Origin of the sequence: Bacillus inaquosorum KCTC 13429 (assembly GCF_000332645.1) — a bacterium.
In the GTDB taxonomy this organism is placed as follows: Bacteria; Bacillota; Bacilli; order Bacillales; family Bacillaceae; genus Bacillus; species Bacillus inaquosorum.
This window is the reverse complement of record NZ_AMXN01000002.1, coordinates 406,238-425,709: the sequence shown is the minus strand read 5'-3', so window position 1 is coordinate 425,709 and position 19,472 is coordinate 406,238. Positions and strand designations below refer to the sequence as shown.

At 45.2% G+C, this 19,472-nt stretch carries 21 protein-coding genes and 2 pseudogenes; 16 read left to right on the top strand and 7 right to left on the bottom strand.

Annotation, left to right across the window (positions count from 1 at the left end; translation table 11 throughout):
- Positions 1-12 precede the first annotated feature (12 nt).
- Complete coding sequence (locus tag BSI_RS23000) at positions 13-555, bottom strand: transcription repressor NadR (protein ID WP_032731919.1); 543 nt, start codon at positions 553-555, stop codon at positions 13-15.
- Positions 515-1,704, bottom strand: a pseudogene (nifS, locus tag BSI_RS0120930) (cysteine desulfurase NifS). The gene BSI_RS23000 and the pseudogene nifS overlap by 41 nt, the downstream one beginning before the upstream one ends.
- A gap of 101 nt (positions 1,705-1,805) precedes the next feature.
- Here nifS and nadB point away from each other — a divergent pair.
- From nadB to BSI_RS14390, 6 genes are all read left to right on the top strand, one after another.
- A complete protein-coding gene (gene nadB, locus BSI_RS14365) occupies positions 1,806-3,401 on the top strand; it encodes an L-aspartate oxidase (protein WP_003237558.1) in 1,596 nt (531 codons plus the stop codon).
- Positions 3,355-4,224, top strand: a complete 870-nt coding sequence (gene nadC / locus BSI_RS14370) for a carboxylating nicotinate-nucleotide diphosphorylase (RefSeq protein WP_032731918.1) — start codon at positions 3,355-3,357, stop codon at positions 4,222-4,224. Before nadB ends, nadC begins: the two co-directional genes overlap by 47 nt.
- Positions 4,211-5,317, top strand: coding sequence for a quinolinate synthase NadA (nadA, locus tag BSI_RS14375; RefSeq protein WP_003237556.1), 1,107 nt, complete (start codon positions 4,211-4,213; stop codon positions 5,315-5,317). The genes nadC and nadA overlap by 14 nt, the downstream gene beginning before the upstream one ends.
- A gap of 115 nt (positions 5,318-5,432) precedes the next feature.
- Positions 5,433-6,611 carry a spore coat assembly protein SafA gene (gene safA, locus BSI_RS14380; RefSeq protein WP_003237554.1) on the top strand — a complete coding sequence of 393 codons (1,179 nt, stop codon included), beginning with the start codon at positions 5,433-5,435 and terminating at the stop codon, positions 6,609-6,611.
- Positions 6,612-6,749: 138 nt separating this feature from the next.
- Complete coding sequence (gene sgpA, locus BSI_RS14385) at positions 6,750-7,349, top strand: spore germination protein SgpA (RefSeq protein ID WP_003237553.1); 600 nt, start codon at positions 6,750-6,752, stop codon at positions 7,347-7,349.
- Between the two features lie 103 nt (positions 7,350-7,452).
- On the top strand, positions 7,453-8,175 hold the full coding sequence (locus tag BSI_RS14390) for a YebC/PmpR family DNA-binding transcriptional regulator (RefSeq protein WP_032731917.1): 723 nt from the start codon (positions 7,453-7,455) through the stop codon (positions 8,173-8,175).
- A gap of 40 nt (positions 8,176-8,215) precedes the next feature.
- On the opposite strand, the gene BSI_RS14395 is transcribed toward BSI_RS14390, so the two are convergent.
- The 3 genes and pseudogenes from BSI_RS14395 to BSI_RS22995 form a co-directional block, all read right to left on the bottom strand.
- Positions 8,216-9,670 (bottom strand): alanine/glycine:cation symporter family protein, encoded by a 1,455-nt coding sequence (locus BSI_RS14395; protein WP_003237551.1) that lies wholly within the window; start codon positions 9,668-9,670, stop codon positions 8,216-8,218.
- Between the two features lie 161 nt (positions 9,671-9,831).
- Entirely contained in the window at positions 9,832-9,963 is a 132-nt protein-coding gene (locus tag BSI_RS23285; protein WP_003237550.1) for a hypothetical protein, read from the bottom strand.
- Position 9,964: 1 nt separating this feature from the next.
- Positions 9,965-10,147, bottom strand: a pseudogene (locus tag BSI_RS22995) (DUF5412 family protein); the annotation flags it as partial.
- A 195-nt stretch (positions 10,148-10,342) separates the two neighbouring features.
- Here BSI_RS22995 and BSI_RS22725 point away from each other — a divergent pair.
- Positions 10,343-10,465: a hypothetical protein gene (locus BSI_RS22725; protein ID WP_003237547.1), complete on the top strand. Its 123-nt coding sequence runs from the start codon at positions 10,343-10,345 to the stop codon at positions 10,463-10,465.
- A gap of 46 nt (positions 10,466-10,511) precedes the next feature.
- On the opposite strand, the gene BSI_RS14410 is transcribed toward BSI_RS22725, so the two are convergent.
- Complete coding sequence (locus tag BSI_RS14410) at positions 10,512-11,159, bottom strand: phosphotransferase (protein WP_003237544.1); 648 nt, start codon at positions 11,157-11,159, stop codon at positions 10,512-10,514.
- 236 nt (positions 11,160-11,395) lie between these two features.
- On the opposite strand from BSI_RS14410, the gene iolG reads away from it, so the two are divergent.
- The 9 genes from iolG (at position 11,396) to yajC (ending at position 18,849) form a co-directional block, all read left to right on the top strand.
- A complete protein-coding gene (iolG, locus tag BSI_RS14415) occupies positions 11,396-12,421 on the top strand; it encodes an inositol 2-dehydrogenase (protein ID WP_003237542.1) in 1,026 nt (341 codons plus the stop codon).
- Positions 12,422-12,491: 70 nt separating this feature from the next.
- A complete protein-coding gene (locus BSI_RS14420) occupies positions 12,492-13,799 on the top strand; it encodes an MFS transporter (protein ID WP_003237540.1) in 1,308 nt (435 codons plus the stop codon).
- A 47-nt stretch (positions 13,800-13,846) separates the two neighbouring features.
- Positions 13,847-14,359, top strand: coding sequence for a sporulation cell-cell signaling protein BofC (bofC, locus tag BSI_RS14425; protein ID WP_003237539.1), 513 nt, complete (start codon positions 13,847-13,849; stop codon positions 14,357-14,359).
- 138 nt (positions 14,360-14,497) lie between these two features.
- On the top strand, positions 14,498-15,103 hold the full coding sequence (gene ruvA, locus BSI_RS14430; protein WP_003237537.1) for a Holliday junction branch migration protein RuvA: 606 nt from the start codon (positions 14,498-14,500) through the stop codon (positions 15,101-15,103).
- Positions 15,104-15,113: 10 nt separating this feature from the next.
- Entirely contained in the window at positions 15,114-16,118 is a 1,005-nt protein-coding gene (gene ruvB, locus BSI_RS14435; RefSeq protein WP_003237535.1) for a Holliday junction branch migration DNA helicase RuvB, read from the top strand.
- Positions 16,111-16,311, top strand: coding sequence for a DUF2905 domain-containing protein (locus tag BSI_RS14440; RefSeq protein ID WP_003222669.1), 201 nt, complete (start codon positions 16,111-16,113; stop codon positions 16,309-16,311). The genes ruvB and BSI_RS14440 overlap by 8 nt, the downstream gene beginning before the upstream one ends.
- 29 nt (positions 16,312-16,340) lie before the next feature.
- Complete coding sequence (gene queA / locus BSI_RS14445; protein ID WP_003237531.1) at positions 16,341-17,369, top strand: tRNA preQ1(34) S-adenosylmethionine ribosyltransferase-isomerase QueA; 1,029 nt, start codon at positions 16,341-16,343, stop codon at positions 17,367-17,369.
- A gap of 27 nt (positions 17,370-17,396) precedes the next feature.
- Positions 17,397-18,542, top strand: coding sequence for a tRNA guanosine(34) transglycosylase Tgt (tgt, locus tag BSI_RS14450; RefSeq protein ID WP_003237529.1), 1,146 nt, complete (start codon positions 17,397-17,399; stop codon positions 18,540-18,542).
- 40 nt (positions 18,543-18,582) lie between these two features.
- The gene (gene yajC / locus BSI_RS14455) at positions 18,583-18,849 is read left to right on the top strand and encodes a preprotein translocase subunit YajC (protein WP_003237527.1); all 267 of its coding nucleotides are present in this window, start codon (positions 18,583-18,585) and stop codon (positions 18,847-18,849) included.
- A 53-nt stretch (positions 18,850-18,902) separates the two neighbouring features.
- Here the strand turns inward: yajC and BSI_RS14460 are convergent, their stop codons facing one another.
- Positions 18,903-19,292 (bottom strand): TIGR04086 family membrane protein, encoded by a 390-nt coding sequence (locus BSI_RS14460; RefSeq protein ID WP_032731974.1) that lies wholly within the window; start codon positions 19,290-19,292, stop codon positions 18,903-18,905.
- Positions 19,293-19,472: the final 180 nt, after the last annotated feature.

Below are 19,472 nucleotides of genomic sequence, written 5' to 3'. Positions count from 1 at the left end.
AAAGGGCTTTTTTTAGTCTTTAATTAAAATACCGGCTTCCTCGAGTGCTTGGCAGGCTTGGTCGATGCGGTGTTCATCCGGTGCTGTCAGTGTATGAAGATGCACGCCGTCCGTCAGCTGTGATAAATAGGCGGCATTCGTAGAATTGATTTTTTTGATGAAATTGCTAACTTCCTTCCGGGTGCCTACTTGGATAGCTGCAGTTAAATCTCCGTATACTGGATGTTCAATTTTTACGTCTTTTACTGTAACACCTTCGTCCACGATAAGCTGCAGTTCCTCTTCTGTCCGTTCAGGACCGTGCAGACAAGCTATGATTCTTTCGGCCTGCTGGTGCTGCTGAGCGGCTGCATCCATGTATACATATCCTTGGCTTGTGGCGATAATCGGTTCATTTTTCGCTTTCAAGAGCGATATATCCTGAACAATTACCTGTCTTGAAACGTTCGCTTTTTTTGCGAGTTCTCCCCCTGTCAGCGGTGATGTGGATTCCTTCAGCCACAGAAGAAGCTGGTCACGCCTGTTGGCGCCCATGAGCTTTAATTCTTCGGTCAATATCAAGTTCTCTCCTTTCTTTTGTTCCCAAAGCGCTGTAAACGTATGTAATAACTTATCCAGCTGTTCCTCCGTTGTATGCCTTCCAAAAGAGATGCGGATAAATTGCAGGGCTTCTTGGTCTGTTTTTCTTAATGCTTTCATCGCTGCAGACGGACCGTGATAACCGGCAGAACAAGCGCTGCCCGTTGATATGCAAATATTGCTCCGATTACATTCTAACATAACATATTGTCCTTCAAATGCGTGAAAAAAACACCCGACAATATGCGGAAGACATTCCGTTTTTGAAGTGTTTGCCGCAAGAGTTACAGGGAGAGACCGAATGCTGATTTGGTCTAAAAGGTATGTTCTTAATGTCTCATTGCGAGATATTTGTTTATCCATTTCGCTTACAATCAGCTCAGCAGCGGCAGTAAAGGCTCCGATCCCGGGAACATTCACGGTACCGGCTCTGAATCCGTGTTCGTGAGAGGTAAGAGGGTAAACGGGCTTCCAAGGGGCATCTGGCCGAATATAGACCGCGCCAACTCCTTTAGGACCGTGGACTTTATGGCTGGACACTGAGAGTGCATCCACCCCCAGTTCTTCTGTACTGATAGGGATTTTTCCAAATGTTTGAACAGCGTCGCAATGAAGAAGAATGTCCCTATTATGCAGGTATGAAGACAGACGTTGAATGGGCTGAATGATCCCGGTTTCAGAATTGGCATGCTGGATAGATACCAGACCTGTTTCCGGGCGTATATGAGCTGCTAATATTTCCTCGGTAATAAGCCCGTATTCATCCGGTTCAATGATTGTTACATCAAATCCATGCTGTTCCAGAAAAGCAGCACAGTTATGAATGGACTGATGCTCCATGGCAGTCGTAATGAAATGTCTTTTTGTTTTTGGCAGGCCGTTTAACAGTGATTGAATAGCCAGAAAATTGGATTCAGTGCCGCCGCTTGTAAAATAGATGCCGCTTGCTTCTCCGCCAATGATGTCAGCGATTTTCTCGCGGCAGTACTCCAGTATGTGCTTTGCTTTTCCTCCTGCATCATGCAGGCTGCTGGCATTACCGTACATATCCATACTGAGCTTCTGATATACATTAAGGGCTTCCTCGCAAATAGGCGTTGTCGCTGCATAATCTAAATAAATCATCGGGTCGTTCCTCCATCCGTTCTCCAAAAAACTCTTGAGTTTATTTTATCCTTGTGTAAATATAGGTGTCAAGACAGGTGTAAACAACAGGAGGGTGGCATATGTCTAAAAAGACGATTGCAGTCATCGGTTCAGGGGCGGCGGCACTTTCCTTAGCGTCCGCTTTCCCGCCTTCATACGAAGTGACTGTCATCACAAAGAAAAGCACCAAAAACAGTAATTCAGTCTATGCACAAGGCGGGATTGCTGCGGCTTATGCAAAAGGTGACTCGATTGAAGCCCATCTGGAGGATACGTTATATGCGGGTTGCGGACATAACGATCTGACGATTGCATCAGACGTTTTACATGATGGGAAAATCATGATTCAAAGCTTATTGGAGAGTGAATTTCCATTCGACCGCAATGAACAAGGCGATGTTTGTCTTGGCAGAGAAGGAGCCCACTCATACAACCGCATTTTTCATGCAGGCGGAGACGCAACAGGCAGATTGCTAGTTGATTATTTGCTGAAACAGATCGACAGCAATATCGAGCTAATTGAGCATGAAACAGCAGCAGATTTGCTGATGGAGAATGGGCACTGTATCGGTGTCATCACAAAAGACAGCCAAGGGCGGATCAAGGTAAGACATGCGGATGCAGTTGTGCTGGCGGCCGGCGGCTGCGGAAGCCTGTTTCTTCACCATACGAACGATCCATCTGTCACAGGTGACGGCCTTTCTTTAGCTTACCGGGCCGGAGCGGAAATAACTGATTTAGAGTTTACCCAGTTTCACCCGACATTGCTTGTGAAAAATGGTGTTTCCTATGGGCTTGTTTCAGAAGCTGTCAGAGGGGAAGGCGGATGTTTAGTTGACGAAAACGGCCGCCGGGTTATGGCTGGACGGCATTCTTTAGGTGACTTGGCTCCAAGGGACATCGTCTCAAGGGTTATTCATGAAGAAGTGGCAAAAGGAAACCGTGTTTATATCGACTGCAGTGCGATTTCTGATTTCGAAGCACGTTTCCCTACCATCACCGCTATTTGTGAAAAAGCAGGGGTGGAGATCCAAAGCGGAAAAATACCTGTTGCCCCGGGAATGCACTTCTTAATGGGGGGTGTTTCAGTTAATCGCTGGGGGGAAACGACAGTGCCGGGGCTTTATGCAATAGGCGAGACTGCATGCACCGGTTTACACGGAGCCAATCGGCTTGCAAGTAATTCCTTATTGGAAGCGCTGGTGTTTGGAAAAAGAGCAGCAGAGCATATCATGCAAAAACCGGTTTATAACATGCAATATCAATCAGCACCAGAAAACAGTGTAATCTATGAGGTACCGCACACAGAGGTGTATGAACTGCAAAGCAGAATGACAAGCAACATGTCTATCTTGCGGGAACAAGGCAGTCTGATTGAGCTGAGCATCTGGCTTCATACGCTTCCTTTTCAGGAAGTGAATGTGAAGGATATCACAATACCGCAGCTGGAACTTTCTCATTTATGGCAAACTGCAAAGCTGATGACATTTTCAGCGCTTTTGAGGGAGGAAAGCAGAGGGGCTCACTTCCGCACCGATTTTCCTCAAGCTGATGTACGCTGGCAAGGAAGACAAATTGTTCATACAAAAAAGGGAACGAAGATTAGAAAAAACGAGGGGATTTGGAAAAATGAATCATTTACAGCTGAAAAAATTGCTGAATCACTTTTTTCTTGAGGACATAGGGATGGGGGATCTTACATCGCAGTCAATCTTTGGAGAACAGAGCTGTGAAGCGGAGATTGTTGCAAAATCAGACGGCATCTTTGCCGGAGCTGCAGTGATAAAAGAAGGCTTTGCTTTATTAGACGAACATGTTCAAATCATTTTGCATAAAACAGATGGGGACATTTTACGAAAAGGTGAGGTGATTGCCGTGTTATGCGGTCCGGCGGCTGCGCTTCTTTCAGGAGAGAGGGTCGTATTAAATCTCATTCAGAGGATGTCAGGAATTGCGACGATGACAAGGGAGGCTGTTCGGCGGCTGGATGATGAACAGATTAAAATTTGTGACACGAGAAAAACAACACCGGGGCTGAGAATGCTGGAAAAATACGCTGTCAGAGCAGGGGGCGGGTATAATCATCGATTCGGCTTGTATGACGGCATCATGATTAAAGATAATCATATTGCAGCATGCGGCTCTATTTTAGAGGCGTGCCAAAAAGCTCGTCAGGCAGCGGGGCATATGGTAAATATCGAGGTGGAAATTGAAACGGAGGAACAGCTGCGGGAAGCAATTGAAGCAGGAGCAGATGTTATTATGTTTGACAACTGCCCGCCTGATACGGTCCGACATTTTGCAAATCTCACACCGAACCATATAAAAACTGAAGCTTCGGGCGGGATTACATTAGAATCTTTGCCTGCTTTTAAAGGGACGGGCGTGAATTATATTTCATTAGGATTTCTGACTCATTCCGTCAAAAGTTTAGATATCAGCATGGATGTTACATTATCAAATGAATCTGCGGAGGAATGCCGTTATGTCAATTCTTGATGTAATAAAACAATCGAATGATATGATGCCTGAATGTTATAAAGGAATGTCGAGAAAGGATATGGAAACGCGTGTTGCCGCCATTAAGAAAAAGTTCGGCAGCAGGCTCTTTATACCAGGCCATCATTATCAAAAAGACGAAGTGATACAATTTGCTGATCAAACAGGCGATTCCCTGCAGCTGGCCCAAATTGCGGAAAAAAACAAAGAAGCGGATTATATCGTATTTTGCGGCGTGCACTTTATGGCAGAGACCGCTGATATGCTGACAGGCGAGCAACAAACGGTCATCCTGCCTGATATGAGAGCCGGATGTTCTATGGCAGACATGGCTGACATGCAGCAGACCAATAGGGCATGGGAGAAGCTTCAGCATACATTCGGAGATACGATCATACCATTAACTTATGTGAACTCCACTGCGGAGATCAAGGCTTTCGTCGGTAAGCATGGCGGAGCGACTGTAACTTCTTCGAATGCGAAAAAAGTGCTTGAATGGGCGTTTACCCAGAAAAAAAGAATTTTATTTTTGCCTGATCAGCATTTAGGTAGAAATACGGCTTATGATCTGGGCATCGCGCTTGAGGATATGGCTGTGTGGGACCCGATGAAAGATGAATTAGTGACTGAGTCTGATCATAAGAATGTAAAAGTGATTTTGTGGAAAGGGCATTGCTCTGTTCACGAAAAATTCACCCCGAAAAATATCCATGATGTGAGAGAGCGTGACCCTGACATTCAGATCATTGTGCATCCGGAATGCTCACATGAAGTTGTGACGTTAAGTGACGACAGCGGATCAACGAAATATATTATCGATACAATCAACAAGGCTCCAGCGGGAAGCAAGTGGGCAATCGGAACAGAAATGAATCTTGTCCAGCGGATCATTCAAGAGCATCCTGATAAACAAATCGAATCACTCAATCCTGACATGTGCCCGTGTCTGACAATGAATCGAATCGATTTGCCGCATTTGCTGTGGTCTTTGGAACAAATAGAAAAAGGAGAACCTTCAGGCGTGATCAAGGTGCCAAAAGCCATTCAGCAAAATGCCCTCCTTGCCTTGAATCGAATGCTTGCGATCACGTAAATCAGAAATATTTCCCCTCCTTTACTCATAACTTCTTTTGTTCAGGCATATGTTGTGAAGAAACATATTGTAATCACAGCTGAACTGTTCACGTTTTGCATAGGAGGGGAAAACGTTGAAAATCCATATCGTTCAAAAAGGCGATTCGCTCTGGAAAATAGCTGAAAAGTACGGAGTTGATGTTGAGGAAGTGAAGAAACTCAATACACAGCTCAGCAGTCCAGACTCAATCATGCCTGGAATGAAAATAAAAGTGCCGTCCGAGGGTGTCCTGGTCAGAAAAGAGCCAAAAACGGGCCCGGCGGCCGGGAGTGTGAAGCAAGAACATCCAGAACACCCATATGCGAAAGAGAAGCCTAAATCCGTTGTCGACGTGGAAGACACAAAGCCGAAAGAAAAGAAGTCTGTGCCGTATGTCCCGCCGATGCCTAATTTGCAGGAAGATGTGTATCCTGAAGCTGATGTGAACGATTATTATGATATGAAACAGCTTTTCCAGCCTTGGTCGCCTCCTAAACCGGAGGAGCCAAAACATCATGACGGAAATAATGATCATATGTATCACATGCAAGATCAATTTCCACAACAGGAGGCTATGAGTAATATGGAAAATGCAAATTATCCGAATATGCCTAATATGCCAAAGGCGCCAGAGGTAGGCGGTATGGAAGAAGAAAACATTCATCACACAGTTCCGAATATGCCGGCTGTTCAGCCTTATTTTCATTATCCGGCTCATTTCGTGCCGTGTCCGGTTCCTGTTTCACCAATTCTTCCGGGTTCAGGATTATGCTACCCGTTCTATCCGGCACAACCTTATCCAATGTATCAGCCTCATGGATACCAGCCAAGTTTTGTATCGCCTCAGTATGATCCGGGTGAATATGAAAACCAGCATCATGAAAACAGCCATCACGGACATTACGGTTCATTCGGAGCGCCTCAATACGCATCACCGGCTTTTGGATCTCCGTATGGACATATGCCGTATGGCCCTCATTATGGCACACCTCAAGTGATGGGAGCATACCAGCAGGCTGCAGCTCCAGGATACATGCCGTACAAAGATCATGACGACTGTGGCTGTGATGATGGTCATCAGCCATATTTCTCCGCACCTGGATATTCGGGACTTGGAGCTTATGGAAGTCCTAATTTGCCTTACGGCGCAGCAAACCCAAATCCTAATCCTAATCAAAATCAAAATCCATATGCGGCCGGAGTTTCAATGCCGATGACGAATCAGCCTTCAGTAAACCAAATGTTTGGCCGGCCGGAAGAAGATGATGAGTGATTGTTCGGAACGATGTAAATCGTTCCTTTTTTTGTTTCACTGCTAAATGGACAGAACTTACAAGCTTAACATGCCCCTCGGACGCACATGATAAAAACGAGCAAACATGCTCAAATTCGTCCACGGGGGGCTTTTCCATTGGGTAAAAAAATGACGATCGCTAGCTTGATTCTAATGACAGCCGGCTTAACAGCATGCGGAGCAAACGATAATGCTATGAATGATACGCGCAATAACGGCAATACCCGTCCAATCGGATATTATACAAATGAAAATGACGCTGACAGGCAGGGAGAAGGAATCGTCGACAATGACGGTCCTGTTACTGAATTAATGGAGGACCAGAACGGCGGTAACCGAAACACTACTAATGTAAATAACCGTGACCGTGTTACTGCTGACGATCGCGTTCCTTTGGCAACTGACGGAACATATAACAACACGAATAACAGAAACATGAATCGGAACGTGACGAACAACGGATATGACAACCAAGAAAACAGAAGACTGGCTGCAAAAATTGCCAACCGTGTGAAACAAGTGAAAAACGTCAATGACACACAAGTTAAGGTAACGGATGACCGAGTGGTCGTTGCAGTCAGAAGCCACAGAGAGTTCACAAAGTCCGACAGGGAAAATGTTGCAAAAGCGGCACGCAACTATGCGAATGGCCGTGACGTCCAAGTGTCCACAGACAAAAGGCTGTTCACGAGACTTCATAAAATGAACTCCCGCTAGGACGGAAAGGCTGCCGGAAATGATATTCGGCAGCCTTTTTCTTTGCGTCAGCGAACAATACCTATTAAAGTGTACATAGAAAATGTCAAAAGAAGGTGAAAATATGGCAGGCCATTCCAAGTGGAAAAACATACAAAAAAGAAAAAATGCACAGGATGCAAAGCGCGGGAAAATCTTTATGAAACTCGCGAAAGAAATCTATGTGGCAGCGAAAGAAGGCGGAGCTGATCCAGAAGCAAATTCAGCATTGCGTCTTGTCATCGAAAAAGCAAAAGGCGCCAATATGCCGAATGAAAATATAGACCGTGCCATTAAAAAAGCCGCAGGGAGCCAAGACGGAAGCAGCTATGAGGAAATCACCTATGAAGGCTATGGTCCATCAGGGATCGCCGTTATGGTAGAATGTGTAACGGATAACAAAAACCGAACGGCGTCAAATGTGCGTACAGCATTTAATAAAAATGGCGGAAGTCTGGGAGAAAGCGGATGTGTAGCCTTTTTATTTGAACGGAAGGGATTCATTGCAATCGACCGTACAGAACGGCAAATAGAAGAAGATGAGCTTATGCTTGATGTGCTGGAAGCAGGGGGAGAAGAGCTGCAGACAGAAGAAGAGCAATATGAGGTACTAACAGAGCCCGAGCGTTTTGATGAGGTAAAAACAGCTCTAGAATCGAAATATCCCATTTCTTCGGCAGAGGTGACCATGCTTCCAAAAACCTATGCAGATGCCGATGATCAGGCCGTTGAGAAGCTGGAAAAACTGATTGACATCCTTGAAGATGACGATGATGTTCAAGAAGTCTATACCAATTACCGCTTATAAAAAACCGGCACGATGTCATATCGGGCCGGTTTTTGTTTATTCAAGAGACACGCTCATTTTCCTGTGTGTATTCCTTCTCCCAGAAATCAGCGTTTTTGATGCCCAACGCCTTCGGATCAAAGACTGGGTCTAAGCCTTGCTTCTTTTGGCGCTCGTAATCCTTTAAGGCGAGAAGCGCGGGTTTGGCAAGCAGCACGATGGCTATGACGTTCAGCCATACCATAATGCCAAGCCCTGCATCGCCTAATGCCCAAGCCAGTGAAGCGGTTTTCACAGTTCCATAGAACGTCGCGGCTAAAATAATCAGTTTTAAGCCGAGCATTGCCCATTTGCTTTCTCTGCCTCGGGCTAAATAGGCGATATTTGTTTCTGCGATATAGTAATACGCCATTATTGTTGTAAATGCGAAGAAGAATAAAGCGATGGCGACAAAGCCTGCACCGAATCCGGGAAGCACGCTGTCAATGGCCGCTTGAGTGAAGCCAGGACCCGCCTCCACGCCTTTAAGTTGTTGAACAATAAAGGAACCATCTGCAGCCTGAGTATTATACATACCGGTAAATAAGATCATGAATGCTGTAGCGGAACATACAAATAAGGTGTCAATATAAACGGAAAATGCCTGAACCAGCCCCTGTTTGACCGGATGGGAAACTTCTGCAGCGGCCGCTGGATGCGGGCCTGTTCCCTGGCCGGCTTCGTTTGAGTAAATGCCTCGTTTAACACCCCAGGAAATCGCCATGCCGATCAGGCCGCCAAATGCGGAATCTAATGCAAAAGCGCTTTTGAAAATCATCGAGATCACAGCAGGCAGTTCAGATATATTCATGGCAATAATAATCAATGACAGCAGAATATATCCAATAGCCATAAACGGAACAATCATTTGCGCGGCATTGGCAATTCGTTTGACGCCGCCAAAAATAATAAACCCTAATAATAAAACGAGAATACAGCCTGTGATGGCAGGAGAGATGCCGAATGCATTTTGGACGCCAGCTGCAATGGAGTTGGACTGTACGCCCGGCATCAGAAGGGCCATTGCAATAAGGGCAGCAGCGGCAAATAGGACGGCAAACCATTTAATGCCTAAGCCTTTTTCTATATAATAAGCGGGGCCCCCTCGATATTGGCCGCCTTGTTTCACTTTGTAAATTTGAGCAAGAGTTGATTCAACAAAGGCGCTCGCAGCACCAATAAAGGCAATCGCCCACATCCAGAACACTGCGCCGGGTCCGCCGAATGCAATCGCTGTCGCCACACCCGCAATGTTTCCTGTTCCCACTCGGCCGGACAGCGCAATCGATAATGCTTGAAAAGAAGAAACGCCGGCTTCAGAGCTCTTTCCCTGGAACATCAGAACTATCATTTCTTTCAAATGCCTGACTTGTAAAAAACGGGTCATAATAGAAAAGACTAATCCAATTCCCAATAAAATATAAATGACGGGCGTACTCCATAAAACCGCATTCAAACTAGCAACAAAATCTCCCATCAAGCTTCCCCCTCACTTCATTTCGAATACATGTATAAAAAGGATTTTGGTCTAATCGAACTATTTCTACAATCGATTTGTCACATTATATGACCGGTAATTATCAATGAGAAGAGAAGAGGAAAAAGAAAACGCGGCATATCGATTACGCCGCGTTTTTCTTACAGAGGCAAACTGATGGCAATTGTAAAAAGGTCCTTCAACAACAAATAGCCAAGCTCTGTCAATCCGTATATAAAAGGAAAAGCAATCAGGAATTGTTGGAATCGTTTTTCATTTGTTTCGTTCATCATATGGGCTGCTGTCCGGATAATTCCAGTAAATTGTTTTTTTATTCACAAGTTCGCCTCTGTCTGCATCTAAGCTTAAGGTATTTCGGGATACATACGTGTTTAACGTATAGCTGCTGTCCGGCGATTCAACCGATTGGACGAGACTGCCTTTTTCTGAACGTTTTTCAGTGAAAATAACATCCAATAGACTGCGCCGCCGAAGAATATCAGAAGTGCAAATATGATAATTGGATTTTGCTGCGTATATTGATGTGACTCTCTCCCTTTTTTTCTCATTTTGCCATATACCGGGTTTATGCTATCTTTACATTTCTTTAAAATTCCCTCAATAAACTGATGGTATGATGAAATAAAACAGATAAAGGGTGGGGAGACAGAGATGGAGAAAACATATTGTCATTCCGGTGAGAAGGGCTCAGAAGCGGTTTACTTAACTGTGAGAGGCTATCGAATTAAGCTGTCACCTGAACAAATGAAACTGATTTCTGCTGTCAGAAAGTAAATATAAATGGACAAAAGGCAGCCGCTTGAGCGGCTGCCTTTTCGAATTAAGAATATTTTCTTTTCCGTTGCGCGAAACGCTTTTGGAACCAATCTTTCTTATATAAAAATGCAATAGCCTCAAGCCAAAAACCCGGAATCTTTTTGGGGAATATCGGTTTTTTATAGAGTGCATGATACGCTGATTTTAAATCGTCCCACTGAGTGCACGTTTTTGTCTGTTCAAATCTCGCAACATCAATCACCCGCACCGCTCCGGTTTCTGTCAGAATCAGATTCCGCAAATGAATGTCTGACGGGTTCAGACCGGCTCCCCGTGCGTCAGAGAGTGCTTCTTCAACCTGCTGAATCATGTCATCACTGATCGCAATGCCTTTCTTTAGACAGTTATAAAAGGTTTCACCTTTAATATATTCCATGAGAATAAATGAATCACCAGTTTCGTAAATGTCAGGGTAGAATGCGGACCCGGCTAATTTTTCATAGATCGCGGCTTCTTTGACGGCTGTCGCTTGATATTCCGGAAAAAATACTTTCAGCGCCATTTTTCGATCGCCTTCTGTTAAGGCGAACACATAGGCGCTTCTTCCCTTGCCGATGAGGGTCAATTCCTCGGACTTTTCTTTGACTTTATCAAATCTGCTGTTCTTGCGGTATATGACTGAATGGGCCAGTGCCTCTGCTTTTGTCAGCATTTCATTCACCTTCTTTGCTCTATTTTATGCAGTTGTTTATAGGAAAATCATAAACTGTTCGGGAAAAAGAGCCTATTTCTAGTGTATCTGGTCTTGAAGAAGAAGGCTACCTATAAGTCTTGATTGTGATAAAAGAGACATAAAGCGATCATTTCCATTCTTGAAAAGCGCTTACAAATGGGATAGTATTAATTTTAAATAAAGCGCTTTCGTAAATGTTCAAGGAGGAACAAGCTATGACAAAACAGATTGTGACAGGGATTATCGGTGCGGGGCGCATCGGCAAACTTCATGTTCAAAATATACGCCGGATTCCTCACATGAAAATAAAAGCGGTCTCTGATATTCAGGCAAGCCGTATAAAAAGCTGGGCTGACAGTCATCAGATTGAATACATAACCTCTGACTTTCGTGATTTATTACATGACCCTGATATTGACGCTGTTTTCATTTGCTCACCGACAGCTGCACATGCGCAGATGATCAGAGAAGCGGCCGAGGCGAAAAAGCATATTTTTTGTGAGAAGCCCGTCAGTTTTTCTCTAGATGAAACAAAAGAAGCGCTCGCAGCCGTCCGAAAACACGGGGTTGCACTTCAAGTCGGATTTAACCGCCGTTTTGATCCTCATTTTAAGAAAATCAAAACGATTGTTGAAAATGGTGAAATCGGTACGCCCCATTTATTAAAAATTACTTCTCGGGACCCAGAACCCCCGAATATAGATTATGTCCGTACCTCGGGCGGCTTGTTTATGGATATGTCGATCCATGATTTTGATATGGCCAGATATATTATGGGAAGCGAAGTGACGGAAGTGTATGCAAAAGGAGCGGCTTTGGTGAATCCTTCTTTTGCAGAGCTGGGAGATATTGATACGGCTGTCATTACATTGACTTTTGAAAACGGTGCCATGGCTGTAATTGACAACAGCCGCCAAGCTGTCTACGGATATGACCAGCGGATTGAGGTCTTCGGGACGAAAGGCTCGGCAGCAGCGGACAACAGCAGGCCGACGACGGTCGAAGTGTCAACAGCTGATTTTGTGATGAAGGATAAACCGCATTTCTTTTTCCTGGAACGCTATAAGGATTCGTATGAGGAGGAGATTCTTCGGTTTACGGAAGCGATTGATACAAACCGGGAGACTGCCTGCACCGGCAACGACGGTTTTCAGGCGGAACGGATCGCAAGAGCGGCTCAGCAATCGCATGCTATTGGCATGCCTGTCAGTATTGAGCACACTGAAAAAATCGTTTTTTGATCAAGCAGGATTACATTTCAGCAAGCTTGGGTATATACTCCATTGATACTTTAAGTAGGCGGTGGAGAAAATGAATACAGCACATGCTAAAGGAAATGTTTTGAACAAAATCGGAATTCCTTCTCACATGGTTTGGGGTTACATTGGCGTTGTCATCTTTATGGTTGGAGATGGCCTCGAACAAGGCTGGCTGTCTCCTTTTCTCGTTGATCATGGTCTCAGTATGCAGCAATCCGCATCGTTATTTACCATGTACGGCATTGCTGTCACCATCTCGGCTTGGCTTTCAGGCACGTTTGTCCAAACTTGGGGGCCAAGAAAAACGATGACTGTCGGCTTGCTTGCATTTATCCTCGGTTCGGCCGCTTTTATCGGCTGGGCGATTCCTCATATGTATTATCCGGCTCTCTTAGGCAGCTATGCTCTTAGAGGCTTGGGATATCCGCTGTTTGCATACTCTTTTCTTGTGTGGGTGTCATACAGCACCTCTCAAAAGATTCTTGGAAAAGCCGTCGGCTGGTTTTGGTTTATGTTTACGTGCGGCCTTAACGTGCTCGGTCCATTCTATTCAAGCTATGCGGTTCCGGCATTTGGGGAAATCAATACGCTTTGGAGCGCTTTACTGTTTGTAGCGGCAGGCGGATTTCTCGCCCTATTTTTTAACAAAGATAAATTTACACCTGTGCAAAAACAAGATCAGCCGAAATGGAAAGAGTTGTCGAAGGCATTTACAATTATGTTTGAAAACCCTAAAGTCGGCATCGGCGGAGTGGTCAAGACAATTAATGCCATAGGACAATTTGGATTTGCCATCTTTCTCCCGACTTATTTAGCGCGCTACGGATATTCTGTTTCAGAATGGCTGCAAATATGGGGAACGCTGTTTTTTGTTAATATTGTGTTTAATATTATTTTCGGTGCAGTCGGAGATAAACTTGGCTGGCGCAATACCGTGATGTGGTTTGGAGGTGTGGGGTGCGGCATTTTTACGCTGGCGCTTTATTACACGCCTCAGTTAATCGGGCATCAGTATTGGGTGCTGATGATTATCGCCTGCTGCTACGGTGCGGCATTGGCAGGCTATGTGCCATTAAGTGCGCTTTTGCCGACGCTTGCTCCTGATAATAAAGGCGCTGCCATGTCTGTGTTAAACTTGGGGTCCGGATTATGTGCGTTTATTGCACCGGGTATTGTGAGTCTTTTCATTGGACCGCTCGGAGCTGGCGGCGTCATTTGGATCTTTGCGGCGTTGTATTTTTTCAGTGCTTTTCTGACACGATTTTTGACGATTTCTGAGCAAAGCGCTGATGTGTATACGGAAGAACGGCTGGTCAGGGAAAACGTGCAAACAAATTTCGAGAAAACGGTTAAGCAGTAGCCTCTTTGGTCAAACTAATCATAAACGTGTGCAAAGAGGTGTAGAGGGTGAAACGATTCAGCACGGCGTATCTGTTGCTGGGCATTCTTTGCTCAGCCGCAGCATTTCTAATAGGTGCTCCTCCCCGCGCACTTGGGGCGGAAGTGGAGCACTATGAACCGCTGCAGGTGCATGTGCAGCTTGAAAAAGTGTATTTGGACGGAGATGTCAGCATTGAGCATAAGCGTGAAAAAGTGCTTTCTATGGATGATTTTTGGGCAGCTTATGCCGGCTGGACACTGGTCGAACAAAAAAAGGGTTATGTGCTCTTCCGGAAGCAAATGGACGATATTTCTCCGCTCAGCAAGGTGAACGGGTATATCGGTGTATCGGATAATGGAGTGATTTCCACTTTTCATGGTCGGCCTGAGTCAGCTTCCGAACCGATTCAGTCTTTTTTCCAAATTGATTTAGAAAGGCTGGAAAGCCATATGCAAAAAAATCTGCTGAAAGGCATTCCATTTCGGACAAAAGCGGAGTTTGAGGACGTCATAGAACATATGAAGACATACAGCGGGTGACGTCCGCTGATTGAAGACATGTATTCATGTCTTTTTTTTCGTGGAAGAATGAGAGAGAAGCGAACATATGTTAACTTTTCTATAAGACTTTGGCTGTTTTTATGGTACAATGAAGAACAGTCAAAGAGGTGAATTTGCGTGATCGAATTTGTTAAAGGGACGATTGATTATGTATCTCCCCAATATATTGTGATAGAGAACGGCGGCATTGGCTATCAGATTTTCACGCCGAATCCGTTTATATATAAGGAGAGAAGTCAAGAAACGATTTTTACGTACCATCATATCAGAGAGGATGCTTTTTCGCTCTACGGTTTTTCAACAAGAGAGGAGAAGGCGCTCTTTACAAAGCTCTTAAACGTGACCGGGATCGGTCCAAAAGGCGCACTCGCCATTTTGGGCTCAGGTGATCCGGGAGCGGTTATCCAAGCAATTGAAAATGAGGATGAAGCCTTTTTGGTCAAGTTTCCTGGTGTAGGAAAGAAAACCGCGCGCCAGATTATTCTTGATTTAAAAGGAAAGCTTGCTGATGTTGTGCCTGAAATGATTGAAAATCTGTTTAATCATGAAGAAAGGCTTGAAAAGCAAACAGCAGAAACGGCTCTCGAAGAAGCGCTTGAGGCCCTCAGGGTTCTCGGATATGCTGAAAAAGAAATCAAAAAGGTGCTTCCTCACCTGAAAGAAGATATTGGGCTGTCAACAGACCAATACGTGAAAAAAGCATTACAAAAACTATTGAAGTAAGGTGATGTTCATGGATGAACGGCTCGTCTCAAGTGAAGCAGACAACCATGAATCAGTGATAGAGCAAAGCCTGAGGCCGCAAAATCTGGCGCAGTATATCGGGCAGCATAAGGTGAAAGAAAATTTGCGCGTGTTTATAGATGCGGCAAAAATGAGGCAGGAGACGTTGGATCATGTTCTTCTGTACGGGCCGCCCGGACTCGGGAAAACCACGCTTGCTTCCATCGTTTCCAATGAAATGGGAGTGGAATTGCGGACGACATCAGGACCTGCGATTGAAAGACCTGGTGACTTGGCTGCCATATTAACGGCGCTGGAGCCGGGAGATGTATTATTTATTGATGAAATACATAGGCTGCACAGATCGATTGAAGAAGTGCTTTATCCTGCGATGGAGGACTTTTGTCTGGATATTGTGATCGGCAAAGGTCCCTCTGCCCGCTCGGTCCGGCTTGACCTGCCGCCTTTTACGCTGGTAGGCGCCACGACGAGGGTAGGGCTTTTGACAGCGCCGTTAAGAGATCGATTCGGCGTAATGTCGCGCCTTGAATACTATACGCAAGAAGAGCTGGCGGATATTGTCACAAGAACTGCAGATGTATTCGAGGTTGAGATTGATAAACCGTCCGCTCTTGAAATTGCAAGAAGATCGAGAGGTACGCCCCGCGTAGCGAATCGTCTCCTGAGAAGGGTCCGCGACTTCGCCCAGGTGCTGGGTGACAGCCGGATTACGGAAGAGATTTCGCAGGATGCGCTTGAGCGGCTTCAGGTTGACCGTCTCGGTTTGGATCATATTGATCACAAGCTGCTGATGGGCATGATCGAAAAATTTAACGGCGGCCCGGTGGGTCTTGATACCATTTCAGCCACAATCGGCGAAGAACCGCATACGATTGAAGACGTGTACGAACCGTACCTCCTGCAAATCGGATTTATCCAAAGAACGCCGCGTGGAAGGATCGTGACACCGGCCGTTTATCATCATTTCCAAATGGAGGCTCCCCGATATGACTGAATTCCCTAAGATCATTATGATTCTTGGTGCTGTTTTGCTTATCATTGGAGCAGTTTTGCATTTTGTCGGCAAGATGCCGGGAGATATTTTTGTGAAAAAAGGAAATGTCACATTTTTCTTCCCGGTTGTCACTTGTATCATCATAAGTGTGGTATTATCAATTTTGCTTAATCTTTTCGGCAGAATGAAATAACAAAAGACTAGAATAAAGGTGAAATCATCATGAAAGTCGATTTATTTGATTTTGAACTACCCGAACGTTTAATTGCACAAGTGCCGTTGGAGCAGCGTGATGCTTCAAGGCTGATGGTGCTTGATAAACATACAGGAGAGCTGACTGACAGCTCGTTTAAACACATTATCAGTTTCTTTAAAGAAGGAGATTGTCTTGTACTGAACAATACCCGTGTGCTGCCTGCGCGGTTATTCGGGACAAAAGAGGATACCGGCGCGAAAGTGGAACTGCTTTTGCTGAAACAGGAAGCTGGTGACAAGTGGGAAACACTTGCCAAACCAGCGAAACGGGTAAAAAAAGGAACCGTTGTGACATTTGGAGACGGAAGATTGAAGGCTGTCTGCACGGAAGAGCTTGAGCATGGCGGCAGAAAAATGGAATTCCAGTATGGCGGTATTTTCTACGAAGTGCTGGAATCCCTTGGAGAGATGCCGCTCCCGCCATATATTAAAGAACAGCTCGATGACAGAGAGCGCTACCAGACCGTATATTCTAAAGAAATTGGCTCTGCGGCCGCGCCTACTGCGGGACTTCACTTCACGGAAGAAATCTTGCAGCAATTGAAAGACAAAGGTGTGCAAATTGAGTTCATCACTCTGCACGTAGGCCTTGGAACGTTTCGTCCTGTGAGTGCCGATGACGTTGAAGAGCATAATATGCATGCAGAGTTTTATCAAATGTCAGAAGAAACGGCGGCAGCCTTAAACAAAGTAAGGGAAAATGGCGGCCGGATTATTTCTGTCGGCACGACATCGACACGCACGCTTGAAACGATTGCCGGGGAACATGACGGGCAATTTAAAGCATCAAGCGGCTGGACATCTATTTTTATTTATCCGGGCTATGAATTTAAAGCCATTGACGGAATGATTACAAACTTCCATTTGCCGAAATCGTCATTGATTATGCTGGTCAGCGCGCTTGCGGGAAGAGAAAACGTTCTCCGCGCTTATAACCATGCGGTGGAAGAGGAATACCGTTTCTTCAGCTTCGGAGACGCGATGCTGATTATATAATTTTGAGAACAGGAGGCCTCATCAAAAGTGGCTGAACAACCAATACGCTATGAATTTATAAAAGAATGCAAACAAACAGGGGCTCGGCTGGGCAAAGTGCATACCCCTCACGGCTCCTTTGAAACACCAGTGTTTATGCCGGTCGGCACACTGGCGACAGTCAAAACGATGTCACCTGAAGAGCTGAAAGCAATGGATGCGGGCATCATTTTAAGCAACACTTATCACCTATGGCTCCGCCCGGGTCACGATATTGTCAAGGAAGCAGGCGGGCTCCACAAATTTATGAATTGGGACCGGGCTATTTTAACAGATTCAGGCGGTTTTCAGGTCTTTTCCTTAAGCAAGTTTCGTAATATAGAGGAAGAGGGCGTCCATTTCCGCAATCACCTAAATGGAGACAAGCTGTTTTTATCTCCGGAAAAAGCGATGGAGATCCAAAACGCACTCGGCTCTGATATTATGATGGCGTTTGACGAATGTCCGCCGTACCCGGCAGAGTACGATTATATGAAGCGATCAGTTGAGCGGACAAGCCGATGGGCGGAACGCTGCCTGAATGCCCACAACCGTCAGGATGAACAAGGGCTGTTTGGCATTGTACAGGGCGGAGAATATGAAGATCTGCGTACACAAAGTGCGAAGGACTTGATCTCCCTTGATTTCCCGGGATATGCTATAGGCGGATTATCAGTCGGAGAGCCGAAGGATGTCATGAACCGTGTACTCGAGTTTACAACACCGCTCCTGCCGAAGGATAAACCGAGATATCTGATGGGAGTCGGTTCTCCGGACGCACTGATCGACGGAGCGATCCGCGGGGTCGACATGTTTGACTGTGTGCTGCCTACCCGGATTGCAAGAAACGGCACAGTGTTTACAGCTGAAGGCCGTCTCAATATGAAAAATGCGAAATTCGAAAGAGATTTCCGTCCGATTGATGAAGAGTGTGATTGCTATACATGTAAAAACTACACTCGCGCGTATATCAGACACTTGATCCGCTGCAATGAAACATTTGGCCTTCGATTAACAACTTACCATAACCTTCATTTTCTGTTACACTTAATGGAGCAGGTAAGACAGGCTATTCGTGAGGATCGTCTGGGTGATTTCAGAGAAGAGTTCTTTGAGCGTTACGGCTACAACAAGCCAAATGCGAAAAGCTTCTAAATAAAAATGAAAAACAGGCTTACAGAAAGGGGTGAAAATCATGACAGGCACTTTAGGTACATTGGTTCCTATTATTTTAATGTTTGCGGTCCTTTACTTCTTGCTGATTCGTCCTCAGCAAAAACAGCAAAAGGCAGTACGCCAAATGCAGGAGGAACTGAAAAAAGGCGATTCAGTAGTGACAATCGGGGGATTGCACGGTACTGTTGACTCTATCGACGAAAGCAAAGTCGTCATTAAGACTGGTGAAAACACACGTCTTACGTTCGACCGCCGCGCGATCAGAGAAGTTTCTGCTGCTGAATAACAGCAGGAGCTATACATAGCAAACAAAAAAAGAGCGGGTGAACCCGCTCTTTTTTATGTGGAAGACCTGTTTCCCCTCATGTTCACGCCGAAAATCCCGCCCAGCATGCATACCCCTAAAAATCCAAGATGGAATAGCAGCTGTTCTGCTGTAAATGTCTTTCCGAATCCTAAATACTGAAACAATAAAATAATCAGAGAAAAGCTTAAGGCAGTCAATGCCCCGATCATCCAGCCTCTTTCTTTCCCTTTCCCCCCTGAAATAAACCCGCCGATAAATAAAGAAAGAAATGAGATGGCGTTGATCAGCCAGTTGAATGATGCCTCTTCAAGCGAGGTTGCTGTCAGTAAAAGTGAAACGGCTAAACTCGTCAGGAGCATGGCTGAGAATATGGCGATTAAGCCGTAAAGAATGCCTTTTCCAACTTGTTTCGTTTCCTCCATGAATGTCTCCTCTCTGCCTGTATTAAAAGGCTTCTGATCTTTTTGAACAAAGCCGTCAGACATGCTGATGGCTCGTCTTTGTAAAAATGTATTCCCTTATCCCATGAATTAGACGTAAAAGCTTTATGAAATACGATCAGTTTTCCTTACATAAATTGTTCGTTTTGTTGCATCCTATGA

Excerpts from the sequence above, each read along its gene's own strand:
- nadB (WP_003237558.1), top strand. The coding sequence starts at position 1,806 with ATGTCTAAAAAGACGATTGCAGTCATCGGTTCAGGGGCGGCGGCACTT.
- nadC (WP_032731918.1), top strand. The coding sequence starts at position 3,355 with ATGAATCATTTACAGCTGAAAAAATTGCTGAATCACTTTTTTCTTGAG.
- nadA (WP_003237556.1), top strand. The coding sequence starts at position 4,211 with ATGTCAATTCTTGATGTAATAAAACAATCGAATGATATGATGCCTGAA.
- BSI_RS14390 (WP_032731917.1), top strand. The coding sequence starts at position 7,453 with ATGGCAGGCCATTCCAAGTGGAAAAACATACAAAAAAGAAAAAATGCA.
- BSI_RS14395 (WP_003237551.1), bottom strand. The coding sequence starts at position 9,670 with ATGGGAGATTTTGTTGCTAGTTTGAATGCGGTTTTATGGAGTACGCCC.
- BSI_RS23285 (WP_003237550.1), bottom strand. The coding sequence starts at position 9,963 with ATGATGAACGAAACAAATGAAAAACGATTCCAACAATTCCTGATTGCT.
- BSI_RS22725 (WP_003237547.1), top strand. The coding sequence starts at position 10,343 with ATGGAGAAAACATATTGTCATTCCGGTGAGAAGGGCTCAGAAGCGGTT.
- BSI_RS14410 (WP_003237544.1), bottom strand. The coding sequence starts at position 11,159 with ATGCTGACAAAAGCAGAGGCACTGGCCCATTCAGTCATATACCGCAAG.
- iolG (WP_003237542.1), top strand. The coding sequence starts at position 11,396 with ATGACAAAACAGATTGTGACAGGGATTATCGGTGCGGGGCGCATCGGC.
- BSI_RS14420 (WP_003237540.1), top strand. The coding sequence starts at position 12,492 with ATGAATACAGCACATGCTAAAGGAAATGTTTTGAACAAAATCGGAATT.
- ruvB (WP_003237535.1), top strand. The coding sequence starts at position 15,114 with ATGGATGAACGGCTCGTCTCAAGTGAAGCAGACAACCATGAATCAGTG.
- BSI_RS14440 (WP_003222669.1), top strand. The coding sequence starts at position 16,111 with ATGACTGAATTCCCTAAGATCATTATGATTCTTGGTGCTGTTTTGCTT.
- queA (WP_003237531.1), top strand. The coding sequence starts at position 16,341 with ATGAAAGTCGATTTATTTGATTTTGAACTACCCGAACGTTTAATTGCA.
- yajC (WP_003237527.1), top strand. The coding sequence starts at position 18,583 with ATGACAGGCACTTTAGGTACATTGGTTCCTATTATTTTAATGTTTGCG.
- BSI_RS14460 (WP_032731974.1), bottom strand. The coding sequence starts at position 19,292 with ATGGAGGAAACGAAACAAGTTGGAAAAGGCATTCTTTACGGCTTAATC.